The organism is Mucilaginibacter sp. P4_E8, from assembly GCF_056401495.1.
In genome coordinates, this window is sequence record NZ_JBFUJG010000004.1 from 20114 (window position 1) to 36870 (window position 16757).

Genomic DNA, 16757 nt, shown 5'->3' on the forward strand with positions numbered 1-16757 from the left:
AAATTTTAATAGCGCTCTGTTAATTATAAGGTTAATTGAAGACCAAGAGAGATGGTTCGGGCCAGTGGGTAAGCCACATGCCCAAAATCAACGCCACGGTCAAGTATGTTCAATGGATTAGTCCCAGCCCTGCCCAAATCAGGGTTAAAGCCAGTATAGTTTGTTATAGTAAACAGATTATCGGCGCTTGCATAAACGCGCAGCGAGGTTATTTTTATCCTTTTTGCTAATGCATTGTTTAAAGTATATCCAATTTGCAATGTCTTCATCCTTAAATAAGAGCCACTTTCCAGAAAACGAGTTGATGTGCGGTTATTAAAGTTTGGATCATTGGTAACTACTCTTGGCACGTCGGAATGATTGGTTGGTGTCCAGGCATTGAGCATGGATTGGGCATAGTTAAAATCCAGGTTTGTACTTTCCAGATCCTGCCTTAAACCATTGTAGATCTTATTACCTTGTGATCCCTGAAAGAACATGTTGATATCAAAGTTATACATGGAGGCATTTATACCAAAACCATACTCAAAGTTAGGGAATGGGCTGCCCGAGTTAACTTTATCATTATCGTTTATCTGTCCGTCATTATTGGTGTCCTGGAATTTAACATCACCAGGCGCGGCATTTGGCTGTATCAGTTTGCCGTTTTTAGAATAGGCATCAATTTCGGCTTGCGAATTAAATATGCCAATATCCTTTATCAGGTAAAAAGAACCTATGGAACCACCAGCCTCGGTTAGGGTGCTTGAAGCACCATGGTGGGTAGGCTGCCCTCCAAAAATTTGCTGTGTGCCTGTACCAAGTGCTATTACTTTATTTTTCACAGCGCTTATTGTACCAAAAATGCCATAGTTTAATTTGCCTATACGATCATTAAAATTAACACCAACCTCAATGCCTTTATTACGCAGATCTCCGGCGTTTACCACAGGATATGATACTGATCCAACAGAGCCGGGTATAGGGACGTTTAACAAAAGATCGGTGGTTTTTTTAATAAAATAATCGGCTGTTATATTCAGTTTATCTTGTAAAAAACCTATATCTAAACCAACATTTGAAGTTTTGGTACTTTCCCATTTAATGTCAGGATTGGCTAAAGCTGTTTGAATTGCCCCGAACCATTTTTGCTGATCGGCACCAATAACATAATTTATATTTGATGCTATGGCAGCACTGTACTGATAATTATCTATTTCCTGGTTACCCAGCACACCATAACTTGCCCTTAATTTTAAAGTTGAAAGTGTATTTTTTAAAGACTCAAAAAAACGCTCATTTGAAATATTCCATCCCAATGCAATAGAAGGATAATCGCCATAACGGTGTGCGCTACCAAACCTTGACGAGCCATCATGCCTGAAAGTAGCAGTTAACAGATATCGGTTATCATATGAATAAATAGCCCTTCCAAATATCGATACCAAATTGTTTACCTTCTTGTTACCACCGCTGGTAGATATGCCGGCACCGGCATCTATCTGGTCAATGCCATCAGGCAGGTCTGTTCTGCCTGCTGCGGTATAATTATCAGTTGTGCTTTGATAAGCATAACCTGCCAATGCCTGTATACTATGTTTGCCAATATGCTTATCATAGTTCAGGGTATTTTCTAACAGCACCATTACATTTTGGCCCTTGCTCAAACTAATATCATTGGTTGGATGTGAGAACAGGGTACCTACTGCATATCTTTTAGCATAATCATAATTACTGGTAAAACCATTAGTATAACCAAGGTTCAATTTATAATTTAAACCGGGCAAAAGGTTCACCTGTGCGTATGCATTAGTTATAATACTGGTAAACTCTCGGTTGATGTTTTCCAGATTGAGCTGAGCTACCGGGTTGGCAACATTAACCACAGGGCCATAGGCCCCGGCAAAACCACCTACAGCTGTGGGATCATAAATTTGAAATACCGGGATCATTTTTGCAGCCGAGCCCACCGGGTTACCACCCTGACCACCCCAGCCACCCGGCATGGTGATAAATTTTTCTCTTGACAGTAATACTGTTTCGCCAAATTTCAGGCGTCCTTTAGTAGTTTCTGTTTTAACGCGTAAATTATAACGTTTATAACCGGTTACATCCACAATTCCCTGCTGATCATTATAACCACCTGAAACACTGTATTTGGTTGATTCGCTGCCACCACTTACGAGCATATTATACTGTTGAACAGGGGCTGTTCTGTATATGGCATCCTGCCAATCGGTACCGACGCCTAACGTTTGTGGATTTTTGGCAATATCAAGCCTTGGTAAGCCCGCATTATCATGAGCCGCATTACTAACATTTGCCCATTCCTGTGCATTTAAAACGTCAACCTCCTTAGCTATTTTTTGCTTACCGTAATTTGCAGTAAACTGTACTACAGGTGCACCATTTTTGCCGGCTTTAGTGGTAACCAATACCACACCGTTTGCCGCCCTTGAACCGTATATGGCCGCGGCAGAGGCGTCTTTTAATACATCAATAGATTCAATATCAACCTGGTTCAGGTTGTTGATACTGGCCGTTGGCACACCATCAACAATATATAACGGAGCTCCATTTCCTAATGTACCAACCCCCCGGATCATAATCCGGGTTCCGGCTCCCGGATCGCCACCGGCAGACTCTATAGTAACTCCCGGCATTTTACCCTGTAATGATCTTGTAATATCGCTTACACCCTGAGCCTTTATATCAGAGCCTTTAACCGAAGCGGTAGCACCTGTAAGGTCAGACCGCTTAACAGTTCCGTAGCCAATAACAACTACTTCATTTAAAGCAGTTTGAGCTTCCTTTAAAACAACGTTAATTTCGGCACGGCCATTAATGGCAACTTCCTGCTTGGTAAATCCTAAAAAAGTAAATTCCAGAACCCCGCTGGCATTATCAACGGTTAAGGTGTATTTGCCACCACCATCGGTAATTATACCATTATTTGTGCCCTTTACCTTTACGCTTACACCCGGCAGGGGCTGCCCCCTTTCATCAGTTACTTTACCAGTAACTTTCACTGCTTGTTTCGGGCTGTTATCTGCCAGGGTCTTTCGCCTTAAAACAACCGTGTTTTGCACAACGGTATAGGTTATGGGTTGACCGGCAAAGCATTTTTCAAGAACCTCTAAAAACGGTTCATTACTTACCGAAAGGTTAACCTGCTTAGTTTCATTAAGCATCTGCGTTTTATACAGAAAATGGTAGCCCGTTTGTTGTCTTAATTCTTCAATAACTTCTTTTAGCGAAGCGTTTTTTAAATTTAAGCTTACGGTTTGGGCATTCGAGGTGGCATTCACCTGCATAATAGTGGTAATTAATAAAATTAACACAAGTTTCATCACCCTAAGTATTTTAATTGACACACAGGAAATCCTCCTGCATGGAAATGCAATATTATCTTTATACATTTGAAAAAGGTTTAATTAAAATTGGTTGTAGAAGCAATTGATCGTTACCCTTTTAACTGCTTAACAAAGCAGATTGATTAACCGGGAGCGCTGCAATCGCTCCTGGTTTTTACGGTAACTTATTTTATAATTATATATAAGTAAGTTTATGGCATTACCGTGATCCTCCTTCCTTCCATTTTAAAGTGAACTGTACCTGTTAACTCCAATAATTTTAATACTTCTGTAACACTGCCAAAGCGCGATGCTGTACCGCCAAAGTCCCTTTCGTCAACTTTTCCCTCATAAACAACTTCCACATCATACCAGCGCGAAATTTTTTTCATGATACTTTGGATATTTTCATTGTTAAATACAAAGTATCCATTTTTCCATGCTACTGCATCCTCGGTATTAACCGGGCGAATATTAAACATTTGTTGCTGGCCCAGTGTAGCTTGTTGCCCCGGCTTTAAATATGCCTGCTGATTACCGGTCTTTAATTTTACCGACCCTTCTAAAAGAGTGGTTTTTATAGCATTTTCGTCATTATATGCATTTACATTGAAGTGGGTTCCCAATACCTCAATGTTCATATTATTAACAGCAACCTTAAAAGGTTTATCCTTATTTTTTGCCACTTCAAAATATGCTTCACCCGTGAGTTCTACATTTCTTTCGTTACCGGTAAAAATTGCGGGGAACTTTAATGAGGATGCGGCATTGAGCCATACTTTTGTCCCGTCAGATAATACTACCTGGTACTGACCTCCCCTTGGTGTAGTAATAGTATTATATAATACTACAGCTTTTTTTGTTTTAGCTCCATTTATATCATAAACCAATTTCCCATCCCCTAATTTGCCAACTGATACCCCACCTTGTTTGGAGAGTGTTCCATTTTTTGAGTCATTAAGATCAATGCTTGAGCCATCAGAAAGTGTTAAGATTGCTTTATTAAAGCCAGGTACCACCGGACCTTTACCTGTGGACAATGAGTTTTTAACCAGTTTATCTGGTGATAGCTGAACTTTCTGCTCCAGCATCAGTACCAAACCGATAGTGAAGATAGCAATTGCCGCAGCCGCCGCGATCCAATAATTTTTATAGGTTTTTTTTCCAGGAGGTGTAATGCCTGTATCTAATTTGTTTAATATTTCCTGTTTAACTTCTTGCTTATCACCCATCTCCGCACTCCATGGCAAATCCCTCAACTGAAAGCTATCCCGATATGCTTCCAGCTGCTTTATTTCATCTGGCGTACAATCACCGGATATATATTTCTCGTATAAATCGATAAAATCTTGTTGGGTCATGGAAAGAATATAATCTGGTTGTTTAGGTGTAGAGACTTTTTGTGACCCCAACACACATAAAATAAAAAAAATAATTTCCTGATGGTGCGCGGATAAAATATTAATTGTAACAATTACACTTCATTACAGATAAAATCCCTAATTTTATTTAACCAATTATATGCTCTTGAATAAATACTCTGATTCTGAATTGTGGGAGGCGATAATGCTTAACGATACAAAAGCTTTTGAAACGCTTTTTGAACGTTATTGGAGCATTATATATGGCACTGCTTTTTCGTATTTAAAGGATAAGGAAGCTTGTACCGAAATTGTACAGGATATATTTTTAAATATCTGGCAAAAAAGGAATGAGTTTAAAATTACCTGCTTTAAAAACTACCTCACATCGGCAGCAAGGTATCATGTTTATAAACAATTAAAAGCAAAAAGATCATCTGCTATTTTATATATAGAAGATTATGATCGTTTTTCAACCTATTACCAGGATATTAATCAGGGCGATGAAAACATCACTTACCTGGAATTAGAGCATTCCGTTGAAACATCATTGAATAATTTGCCCAAGCGTTGCCGTGAAATTTTTAAACTAAGCCGCATGGATAATTTAACCAATGACGAAATAGCCCAACAACTCGGAATATCAAAACGTACGGTAGAGAATCAAATTACACATGCGCTTAAATTCCTCAGATCTTTATTAAAGAATACTGCTATTATAATATTTGTGATAACACAACTCTTGTTTCCCTGAGTTGTGGCATACCAATGCTGCTTAAAGATTAAAAATATTGACACTAAAAAGCGCCCCGTATCTCACCCCGGGACGCTTCACAGTATTAATTATACTATTCAACTACATCTCAAACTAAAGATCTTTAGTTGGTATAACCTTAATTTACCCTCCTGAAATCAATATTAGTAAGTTTTATACCTCCATTGCCCAGGTTACTACCGCCCGACTTAATAACAAGCCATACAGTACCGGCGGCAGGAAATGTAACAACATTACCGCTTCCCGCACATTTCACGGCCGACAATAAGCCGTTAAAAGGTGTTTTTCCGCAACCGGTCCAGGTATTTAAGGCCATACGTATACCGCCATTACTATAATCACTACCCTGTGTTGGCGCCAAAGTACCTATGTAAACTTCAAACCAGGTATCTGTTGCCCCCTGTCCCTGCACATTAAAGTCTATTTTATATTGTTTATTAGCCCTTACCACCAATGGCTGATAAACGCCCTGATGTCCTCCGTTACCACCTGATGCAAGTATGCTTCCATCGTCATTAACTTTAAAGGTTACATTATCATTAGCGGCAATCTTCAAAACCTGCCACTTTGCTTTGTCGACCATGTTGGTTTTAGGAGTAACAGCATCCAGTAACTGATCAACATCAAAATAAATGATCTGCCTATTCATGTTTGTATTCACTTCCTGTTTTGATGAATTAGCAATTTTGATACCTAAAGCAGCTATTTTACCGCCATATTTACTCATGGCGTCGATCTTTATTTTAGGGATGATGTTACCCTTCATGATGTTATTATCAAGAGCAACCGAATCTTTTGCCGCAAGTGTATAGTCGGCCGGATCTAAAACTATGGTATTAACCGGTAAGGCTCCTGATGTTATTAAACCTGCAATAGCAGTATTATCTACACTTACATCTACGGTTAAAGGATCAAAACCAGATTCGCCACCCCGGTAAACCGGAACAGAAAAATTAGCCGTATGGGCTATACTATCTACCACCAGCTTATTATCGGCAAGGGCATCTACAAGCCCATTTGGGTTTTCGGACTGGGGTAAATAAACCTTTACTGCCGGGCTTGATTTAACTCCTTCCAGATATTCCTGCTTACAGGATACTATTGCCAGCAATAAACAAGCAGACAATTTCAATATTGATGATGCATGAATTTTCATAAAATATTTTCTATATTAATAATTTAAATCATGATGGATCATCACACCTTTTACGGGTGCGATGATCCATTTATTATTACCAACCCGGATTTTGCGCCCAATGAGTTTTTGCTATTTCACTTTGTGGAATTGGATACCAGTTCATCCTATCCTCAAACACCCTGTTTTCCAATTGCTTAACACCATAGGTATAAGACCCGCCTGTATTGGTGATGCTTATACGGTTTACAGGAGTTTTAAAATATACCCCGCCTTTTTTCCATCGGCGAACATCCCAAAAACGCTGATCTTCAAAACTCATTTCTACATTGCGCTCATGCTCAATAGTCTGCTGATTTAAGGCAGTTAGGGTCGGCATTTTAACACGCAGCCTTACTTTATTTATAGCTTGCAAAGCTGTCATTCCATATCCTTGCGGATCGGCATCAGCACCATACGCGTTAAACATGGCTTCGGCATAATCCAGCAGAATTTCGCCGTATCTGAAATAACTCCATGCATGGTTCGCCGTAGTATTATTTACAAGATCAATAGATTGGTTAACCCATTTTGACAGGTAATAGCCTGTTTTAGTCGCGTTTTGTTTTGGCAAGCCGCTGTTGCCGCCTGTAAATGTTTCAATAACTGTTGATTTAAAGGTTGCGCCGTTATATACTACTGTAGCTGCAAAACGCGGATCGCGGTTTTGGTAAGGGTTTGCCGAATGGGCAGGGTTGTTCCAATCAAACGGAACCGATCCTGTAATATTACCACCCCCATCTTTTTGAAGTACTTCAAAACTATTTACCAAATTCTCGGTTGGTGAATAACTATTACCAAAACTGCTTGGAAATACAATAGGAAAATTGTTAAACTCCAGGGTATTTACAGCGCCATAACGACGATAGAAAATAAACTCAGGCGATGTAGTATTATTAGCTCCAAATAAATTTGAATAATTAGCATCCAGAGAATATAAGTGCAAAGCAATTACATCATTTAAAGCAGCCGCGGCCTGGGCCCAGGTTACTGTAGAGCCATTATCCTTATAAAGCGGGCTTGCTCCGTACAATAGAGTTTTTGCCTTTAAAGCCCTTATGGCGCCTTGTGTAACCCTGCCCGCGTCATACCAGGTGTAAGGCGTAAGACTTGCAGGGATTATAGCAGCGGCTTTATCACACAACGAAACTATATACTTTAAACATTCATCTAATGTTTTTCTTTGTACAGTTTTCCAGGTGTTAGGGTCATTGTAGTCAAGCGGCTCTTCAAAAATGGGTACTCCACCATACCGTTTAACCAGTTCAAAGTAAAAGAATGCCTTTAAAAAGAGCGTTTCGCCCTGCATAAACTTCACATTGTCGCGGGCGTTAAAATAGGTTGTTGAGTCTGACGAGGTGATCTTATCCTTGATATATGAAATATCAACCCTATCCTTATTTTTCAGGTAAAGATTTGCCTGCCTTATCCCGGCAAAATTAGTGGCCCATGCACTATCAGGGTTATTATACTGATTCCATGTTCCGTTGTTAAAGGTTTGCGATTTGTCAAGCGCATAGGTAACTTCCGCATTATCCGTAGCAGCCTCCATATCAAGATAGTTGAATCCGTTTGGAAGATAGCTGTAGGTATTCCAAACCTGCTGCTGCACATAGGTATAGTTGCTGTAAAGCTTGTCAACAGTAACACCAGCTTGTAAAGTTTGCACGTCCAGGTAATCACGTTTACAGGAGTAAAGCAGCGTACCCAGAACTATCAATGTTGTTATATATCGATTTTTTTTCATTTCCTTGTAATTACAAATGGTTTATTACTACAATTTAACTTTCAATCCAAAACTTACAGCTTTCATTAATGGATATCCCATTGAAAGTCGTTCGGCCTCCAGGTCGTCAATTTTGTCCCAGGTAAACAGGTTGGTTCCATTTACAAAGATCCTGATGGCATCAAGCTTCTTTAAAAATCCTTTTTGAGGCAAAGTATAGCCCAGTTCAACACTGCGCAGCTTTAAGAAATCGCCATTACGCATCCAAAAGTCAGAAGCCTGGTCATTATTAGCGTTGCTTTGTGTAGAAAGACGCGGAGTAGTAGCCGTACCTGCCGTTTGTGGTGTCCAGCTGTTGGCCGAAAATGCAGTGATGTTATTGTTGTTTACAAATGGATGGGTATAATAATAAGCATCATCGAGCAGGCTCACGGTGCGGTGCAGTACACCTTCCAGATAGGCATCAAAATCAAACCCTTTAAATTTAAAACCTAAGTTAAACCCTAAAGTAATTTGGGGCAGTTTAGCATAGTTTAACGGTACTTTATCATAACCATTAATAATGCCATTGCCATCCTGATCGGCAAATTTTAAATCGCCGGGCTTAACATTGGTATATGATGATGATACTACTCCCGCTTTTAAATTACCATTGGCATCAAAATCTGATTGCTGATAAAACCCTTTGTAAACCAGTCCCCGCATTTGGCCAAGCTGGTAACCTTGTGTATACAAATAATTATAAGGTTCGGGGCTTTCTGATCTTTTTGTAATTTTATTACGGGCAAAAGCTGCTGAACCTCCAAAATAGTATTCAAAAGAATTGATCTTGTCTTTAAAATTAAGTGAGGCTTCAAATCCTTTATTACTTACTTCTCCGGTGTTTGCATATTGTAAAGAGAACCCTGTATAATCGGGCACATCAGCTGATGGGATCTCCAGGATACCGGTACGTTTTTCGCTAAATACATCTACAGTTGCCGAAAGCTTTTTCCATAGTTTGAGGTCAATGCCAACATTCAAAGTGGTTTTCTTTTCCCAGGCGGCATCCGGGTTGGTAATTCGCCCTTCGGTTCTGCCTGGTTGGGTTGTATTAGCAGTTCCTGTTATCCATCCGGGGGCGCTTATGGCAAATTGCTGATATAAAAAACGGTAAGCTTCGTTAATATTGCCGGTAGTACCATATGATGCTCTTACTTTCAGGAAGCTGATCACTGAATTATCTTTAAGGAAATCTTCCTGGGAAGCTATCCATCCTAATCCCGCTGCCGGGAAAAAACCATACCGATGTCCAGGCGAAAAATCAGCAGAGCCGTTATACGCGGCAGTCAGATCAATAATATATTTTTTATCATAATCATAGGTAACATCACCCGAAAGGCCTTGTGTACGAACTGCGTAAGTTATGCCGTTGTGGCTGTAACCTTGCCTGCGCGCCATTACCATACCGGTAAAAGTATGCTTGCCGAAGCTGCGATCATAATCAAACCCAACTTGTACCGCGGTCCTGTTCCAGAGCGCGCCACCACCATCAGGGTTCGACTGACTGATACTACCTATTGTTTTGTAAACAACATTCCCGCTTGCGTCACGCACGGGCATATCATTAGCGTCCTTCGATATCTCATAAGAAAGCACAGAGAAAAGCTTTTGATAAGTACCTACATACTGGTTACTAAATGATACTGCACCTCTTAAGTCTAATCCTTTTGTTAAGGCATCTAACTTTTGTGTAAAGCCAAAGTTTGTTTGCAGTGTTCTGGTATGCGAGCTATATACTCCATTTTGTTGTAAAAGCTGCACCGGATTATAACCATTAGGGCCGTAAATAGAACTATTGCCCCAGGTACCATTAGGGTTTTTTACAGGAAAGGCCGCGGCCGGAATTTCCAGCAGGGCATTAAATACATCAAATGCGGCAAAGCCCGAAGGGGTGTTTCTATCCTCCGTTATGCCGCTGATATTGGCCACCACTGCCAGGTTTTTATTCAATTGCAGTTCAATATTGGCCCTAAGGTTTAATTTGGTGTATTTGGCATTTGTACCAAAATCCTTATCAATTATATCAGCGTTTTTATATAAACCTTCAAAGTTAGTGTAGTTCATTAACACGAAATACTTAGCAGTCTTGTTTCCGCCGCGAAAGGAGAAGTTATAATCCTGAATAGTCGAAGTTTTTTTAAGCAGCTCATCATACCAGTTTACGTTGGGGTGAAACGGATCATTTGCTGCTTTATATAACTCGGGATTAGGGTACTTGATAGGCAGGCCATCATTTTGCAATGCCTGGTTATAAGCTGTTGTATAACCGTAAGCATCCATCAGCTTAGGCAAATCAATAGCGCTTAGTATCCCATATTTTCCGTTAACGGTTATTTGGGTTTTTGGCATAACCTCGCCCCGCTTTGTTCTGATGCTTAATACACCAGCACCGCCCTGTAAGCCATATACCGCCAAGGCAGCTGCATCTTTTAGCAGTGTTACTGATTCTATTTCATACGCCGAAAGACCGCTTATGGCTCCCAGATCAACCTGAAAACCATCCAGGTATATCAGTACCTGGTTCCCTGCTATGTTCCAACTGCTTTGCCCCCTCATGTAGAGTGTAGGGTTATCGTATCCGGGCTCGCCCGAACCGGTTACTACGGTTAAACCGGGAATGCGGCCCTGCAATGTATTTAATAAATTTCCCGACGTCATACGTGTTAAATCCTCACCCGAAAGTGTAAAGACAGCCCCCGTATTTCTCCAGGATTTTTCAGTTCGCAATCCACCATCAACCATACCATTAGTATTGATATTGCCTGTTTTAATGGAATCTGCTGAAGTAACATTCGTAGTTTGCGCATTAGCGACAGAGAAACTACAGAACGAAAAAATCCACGCAAAAAGGGTTATATATTCTTTTTTCATTTTTTCTCATTAATTATTAATGTGTAAAGCTGATTACCATCCTGGGTTTTGCCCATCCCAATTCTTAGTACCCAAATACCTCAAACTTATTTCGGTGCTCGGGAACGGAACGTAATAGTATTTTGCAGGGAATATCCTGGTAACAAATGGCACTACCTGCCAGGTCCGTTTTAATTGGCCGCCAACATTTCTGGCGGTGGTTTGAATACCGTGTAAAGTTGTATTTAACACAGTTTTGGCTTTTAACCAGCGGTTGAGGTCATTATACCTTTGCCCTTCATAGGCAAATTCAATGGTACGCTCGTTTTGTACGGCCTCCCTGAATGAATTAGCATCGGCAGGGTGCTTTTCGGGCATTCCGGCTCTTTTCCTGATCAGGTTAAGATAGTTGGTGGCATCACCACCCGGGCCCTGAAATTCATTGATCGCTTCGGCATAATCCAAATAAAACTCGGCAAGGCGAAATACGGGCCAGGCAAAATGATTATCGGTCATGTTATCAACCCGGGCAACAAACTTGTAAGTTTCTGCGGCATAGCCATCAACACCCGCGTCGCTGCTGGCCAAATTACCATCGGTACTGTAATCACCTTTTTTATAGTACGCCAAAGTACCCCGTTGGCTGCTGTAGTACATACCATCATAAGCAATGGTTTGATAAAACCGCGGATCGAGATTAAGCGCTTTAATATCTACCGGCAAGTCGCTTCCCGTAGCAGGCAAGGTCCATTTGGTACCGTCCTTTTTTTCATATTGCTGCATAAACTCAATGGGTACATTATTTTTTACCCCCCATTGCGCCAACCGCAGCTTTGATGATAGGTACTGCCCCCATGCCGAGCCATCTCCCCAACCGCCACCCGCTCCCGGTACCTGGTTTGATGTGTTAACCAATATCAATTCCGGGTTGGCAAATACATTCCATACCGACTCATAATCGCCCAGGGTTGCATAAGTTTCGCCTGTGGTTTCAGGTTTTCCGGTGTTGTAGAGTGATACTCCTGCTCCGCCTGCGTTATCTATTACATCTTTCGCGGCTTTGGCAGCTTTGTTCCAGCGTTCAGGATCATAGTTGGTATAAGCCAATACTGTATCGCGGCTATCGCCAAAGCGGGCTCCTGCAACGTCAGATTTCATATTACCCGGCGTATTATACAGCGGACTTGCAGCATATAATAATATCCTGGCTTTTAAAGCTAAGGCGGCTAATTTTGTAATTCGGCCATAATCTGAACTTGGGCGTGTGGCGGGCAACATAGTTGCAGCCAGATCGCACCATTTAACAACACTATCAACTACCGATTGTACAGAGCTACGTGGTATATTTATTTTACCGGTTCCATCCAAAGGCGCATTTACAATAGGAACACCTCCATAATACCTGAATAGTTCATAATGCTGCATGGCCCTGCAAAATAAAGCCTGCCCTTTTACATCGGTTTTCCAGCTATTATCGGCGTCAGCTACCTGATTTATATTTTTTAATACCAGGTTAGCCTGCCTGATACCTTTATAGTGCCAGTAAAATCCGGCTCCGTTATCGGCCCCAAAACCATAATCGCAATTTGCATCCGCGCTCATGTTACCGGTTATGTATGAGCCGGTACCGATGGTATTTGAAGCCCAGTCATAGGCCGGGTGTATAATATAAAGCTGGTCTGTAATTGCTTCGGGCCGGCAGCCATCATAAGTTTCAGGAAAATACCCCCTGATACATAGCATATACATTTGCGCCACAGCATATTGGGCCTGGTTCTTAGTATCAAAAATAGTATCAACGGTTACAGACCCTCCTTTAGGCTTTTCAAGAAAACTCTTTTTACAGCTTGTTGAAAGTATACCGCCCATGACACACATAAAAAGCAGTATGATTATATTTGTTCTTTTCATCATTTCGCTATTAATTGATTAAAAATTAACATTTACGCCCACGTTATAAGTGCGGGTAAGCGGATAACCGATATAACCCAAATTCTCAGGATCGCCCCAGATCTTATTAGGCGACCATGTATACAGGTTATATCCGTTCACATAAAAACGGGCAGATTTGATCCCTACTTTCTTTAAAAAGCTTGGTTTAAGCGTATAACCTATTTCAGCATTTTTTAACCGTACATAAGCTGTACTTTTAAGAAAGAAGGTATTATAAGCAGCAGCCTGGTTATATGCGGCGATCGGGAAATCTATCCTTTCTCCGTTATCATAGCGCTCCTGGGTAAAGCGGTTCTCATCTACATCAAAAAGCGACTGCTGTTTGTTAAAGTGGAGCTCCTGCATAGCGTACTTAGCAACCCCGCTAACGCCTTGTAGTAAAACAGAAAAGTCAAACCCTTTGAAGTTAAAGCCAAATGAAAAACCATAGCTAAGTTCTGGCAGATCAGTTTTTCCGGTTCTTACATAATCTTTCTCGTTGATGATACCGTCGCCATTAACGTCAACTAAACGTACTTCGCCTGGTTGTAGCGGTGCTCCCGAATAACCCAGATCTTTTTGATAAACAGGGGCTCCTGAAGCATTTACATATGGTTTTCCGCTTTTATCCAATGCTCTTACCGGGCTGGATAAAACAGGGTTTCCGTTAGCGTCCATAGCATACAACTGCGACCAGGAGGTGTAAAGCCCGTTAGCCTGCAAATACGCCCCCTGATTAATGGGGCGCCCGGTAGCTGCCTGATACTCTAAGCCGGGAGCAATGGCCTCATCTTTAAAAATAATTTTGTTTTTATTGGTTGATGCATTTCCTTTTACCCACCAGGTAAATTTGCCAGGCGTACTGTTGTAGCTAATTTCGATCTCATTACCCCAGTTTCTAACTTCGCCAAGATTGTAAGGAGGCAGGGTAGCCTGCACAATACCAGGGACACTTCCTTTGTACGAAAGAATATTTTTACGATGCTCGTTATAATGATCATAGGTAACAGATAGGTGCTCATTAAAAAAATGGGCCTCTAAACCTATGTTTGATTTGGTAGCGGTTTCCCAGGTTACATCAGGGTTTCCTAACACATTTTCATATGCTCCCTTTATGGTGTTACGGTCATTCAGCGTACCAAAGGTGTATCCCCCACCGTTATTGTAACCTTGTCCGTATTGCCAGGTATCAGGTAAATATAAATAACGGGCAAGCTTTGGAGGATTACTGCCCGGGATGTATATACCATCGTTTCCTACTTTACCTAAACTCCCTCTAACTTTAAAGTAGGTTACATAATCATTTTTAGGGAAGAACGACTCATTACTGGCTATCCAGCCTAATGAATAAGCCGGCAGAAAGCCAAACCTTTTACCTTCTGGAAAGTTTTCAGATCCGTTATAACCCATGTCATATTCGGCTAAATACCGGTTATCATAACCATAGGTTACCCTGCCTGCCGCGCCCTCATAAGCATGAGGAAGATCGGGTACATAGGTAGGATCATATCTTTTCTCGGCATTGGCCAGAATAAGGCCGGTAACAACATGTTTTTTGGCAAAGGTATGATTGTAATTTATAGAGAACTCACCATATACCTTACGCCATTTTTCGGTATAATAATCAGTTGACCGCGACGGCGCCACATCATTGGTTATCTGAACCAGGATAGGATTTAAAAGATCTCCGTTAGGGTTTGGCCTTACGCCATACAGTAACGGTGTATATTTTCCGTATGAGCGATCCTGGAAATAGCTGTCATAAGCTCCTCTGGCGTTTACCGATAAACCTTCGGTAATAAAATCAAGCTTATGTGTTAACCTGATGGAAGAGTTTAAAGTACTATTAGTATTAATATTATAATTATTACTATTGGCTATGGCATATAATGGATTCAGCTGATCATTCTGATTGCTAAAGGGTACCACGAATTTACCATTTATTATACCCGGAGAGCCCAACGGCGAAGACCATAGTATACGTTTTTCCCAGGTATAGCCATCGTTATCCATACCGGTTATGGTTACATACTGCGTAGCAATATCAACCGATACCCTGAAATTCTTGTTCACATCAAAATCAAGGTTTCCACGCAGGTTATAGCGTTTCTTTTTGAATTGCATGTCGTCGCCAAACGGCATGTAATCAGTATTAAATAAACCGCCCTGGCTTAAGTAACCTAAGGAAACAAAATATTTAACTGATTCTGTACCGCCGGTAATATTGGCGTTATATTGGGTTTGCGGGGCAAACTTATTAAAGATCTGTTTTTTCCAATCCTGGTCAGGGTGACCGTAAGGATCATAATAAGGATTAGCTTTACCATTAACTAAAGGCGTGCGCGCGTTTTGATAGTATTTCAGATCCTGGGGAGAGTAATAAATAGTAGCCTCCTTTACCCAGTTCGCGTCGCGTTTTTGAGCAAAATCAGCCCAGGTATTAATATCAGCATCTTTAGCATGTTGTATCCAATAGTTTTCATAACTCTGCTCATTTAATAACGAGGCATACTGATAGGAGTTAACAAAGTCGGGCATGCTCGAAAACTGTGATATTGCTGTTTGGGCTGTCGCGCTAACCTTTGGGGCTCCTTCTTTACCACGTTTAGTAGTGATCAGGATTACACCGTTGGCACCACGAACCCCATATACCRCTGTGGCTGATGCATCTTTCAGGATACTTATGGATGCAACTTCATTGGGGTCAATATCATTATAGCTGTCCCTGGCTACTCCATCAACCATAATTAAGGGAGCGGTTACGCCGGTATAAGTTCCAACACCCCTTACGTACAGGGTTGAATTATCATCGCCCGGCTTTCCTGAATTTTGGATAGCCGTTAAACCAGATAAACGACCTGCCAGGGCATTACTTAAATTGGCCACTGGAGATTGTACCAGTTCACTTGTACCAATGGTTGATATGGCCCCGGTAACCGTTTCTTTCTTCTGGGTACCATAACCAACTACAATAACCTCGTTGAGTCCTTGTGAACTATCTTCAAGAAATACATTTAATTCTGCCTTGCCATTGAGTTGAACCTCTTTGGTAACAAACCCAATAAAGGAAAAAACAAGTGTGGCATTATCATCAGCAACATTGATAACGTAATACCCGTTATTGTCGGTTATTACAGCGGCCTTTGTGCCTTTTTCTTTGATGGTTACTCCGGGCAAGGGCAAGCCTTTACTGTCTGTAACTTTCCCGATGATTTTTTTGGGGATGTTTAATTTATTGTCAGGGCTTATTGCCTTTTTACTAATGAGTATGGTTTTATCCTCAATTACATAGGTTAATAACTGATTTTTAAAACATATGTCCAATGCTTGTTTTAAGGTAACATTTTTAAGGTCGAGGTTTACCGGTCTGGCAATTTTCAGGTCATCTGAATTATACAAAAAATCATAACCTGTTTGATTTTGTATTTGCTCAAATACTTCCTTTAAATTACCTTTTTCGACTTTTAATGTAACCTTTTGTGCATAAGTTGCCGCCGTTACCTGTAAAAAGGTTGCCGTTAGCAAAATAAGGGTTAGTTTCATGATAAGCACTGGTTTATATAGG

At 40.9% G+C, this 16757-nt stretch carries 8 protein-coding genes; 1 reads left to right on the forward strand and 7 read right to left on the reverse strand.

Annotated features, from left to right (window positions below):
* Positions 1-23 precede the first annotated feature (23 nt).
* Positions 24-3329 (reverse strand): TonB-dependent receptor, encoded by a 3306-nt coding sequence (locus AC1DRQ_RS02920; protein WP_477422120.1) that lies wholly within the window; start codon positions 3327-3329, stop codon positions 24-26.
* Positions 3330-3544: 215 nt separating this feature from the next.
* Complete coding sequence (locus AC1DRQ_RS02925; protein ID WP_477422121.1) at positions 3545-4693, reverse strand: FecR family protein; 1149 nt, start codon at positions 4691-4693, stop codon at positions 3545-3547.
* 205 nt (positions 4694-4898) lie between these two features.
* On the opposite strand from AC1DRQ_RS02925, the gene AC1DRQ_RS02930 reads away from it, so the two are divergent.
* Positions 4899-5447, forward strand: coding sequence for an RNA polymerase sigma factor (locus AC1DRQ_RS02930; protein WP_477422122.1), 549 nt, complete (start codon positions 4899-4901; stop codon positions 5445-5447).
* A 139-nt stretch (positions 5448-5586) separates the two neighbouring features.
* Here the strand turns inward: AC1DRQ_RS02930 and AC1DRQ_RS02935 are convergent, their stop codons facing one another.
* From AC1DRQ_RS02935 to AC1DRQ_RS02955, 5 genes are all read right to left on the reverse strand, one after another.
* Complete coding sequence (locus tag AC1DRQ_RS02935; RefSeq protein ID WP_477422123.1) at positions 5587-6624, reverse strand: DUF1735 domain-containing protein; 1038 nt, start codon at positions 6622-6624, stop codon at positions 5587-5589.
* Positions 6625-6700: 76 nt separating this feature from the next.
* Entirely contained in the window at positions 6701-8389 is a 1689-nt protein-coding gene (locus tag AC1DRQ_RS02940) for a RagB/SusD family nutrient uptake outer membrane protein (RefSeq protein WP_477422124.1), read from the reverse strand.
* A gap of 27 nt (positions 8390-8416) precedes the next feature.
* The gene (locus tag AC1DRQ_RS02945; RefSeq protein WP_477422125.1) at positions 8417-11281 is read right to left on the reverse strand and encodes a SusC/RagA family TonB-linked outer membrane protein; all 2865 of its coding nucleotides are present in this window, start codon (positions 11279-11281) and stop codon (positions 8417-8419) included.
* Positions 11282-11314: 33 nt separating this feature from the next.
* A complete protein-coding gene (locus AC1DRQ_RS02950) occupies positions 11315-13174 on the reverse strand; it encodes a RagB/SusD family nutrient uptake outer membrane protein (RefSeq protein ID WP_477422126.1) in 1860 nt (619 codons plus the stop codon).
* 15 nt (positions 13175-13189) lie between these two features.
* Positions 13190-16735: a TonB-dependent receptor gene (locus AC1DRQ_RS02955; protein ID WP_477422127.1), complete on the reverse strand. Its 3546-nt coding sequence runs from the start codon at positions 16733-16735 to the stop codon at positions 13190-13192.
* Positions 16736-16757 lie beyond the last annotated feature (22 nt).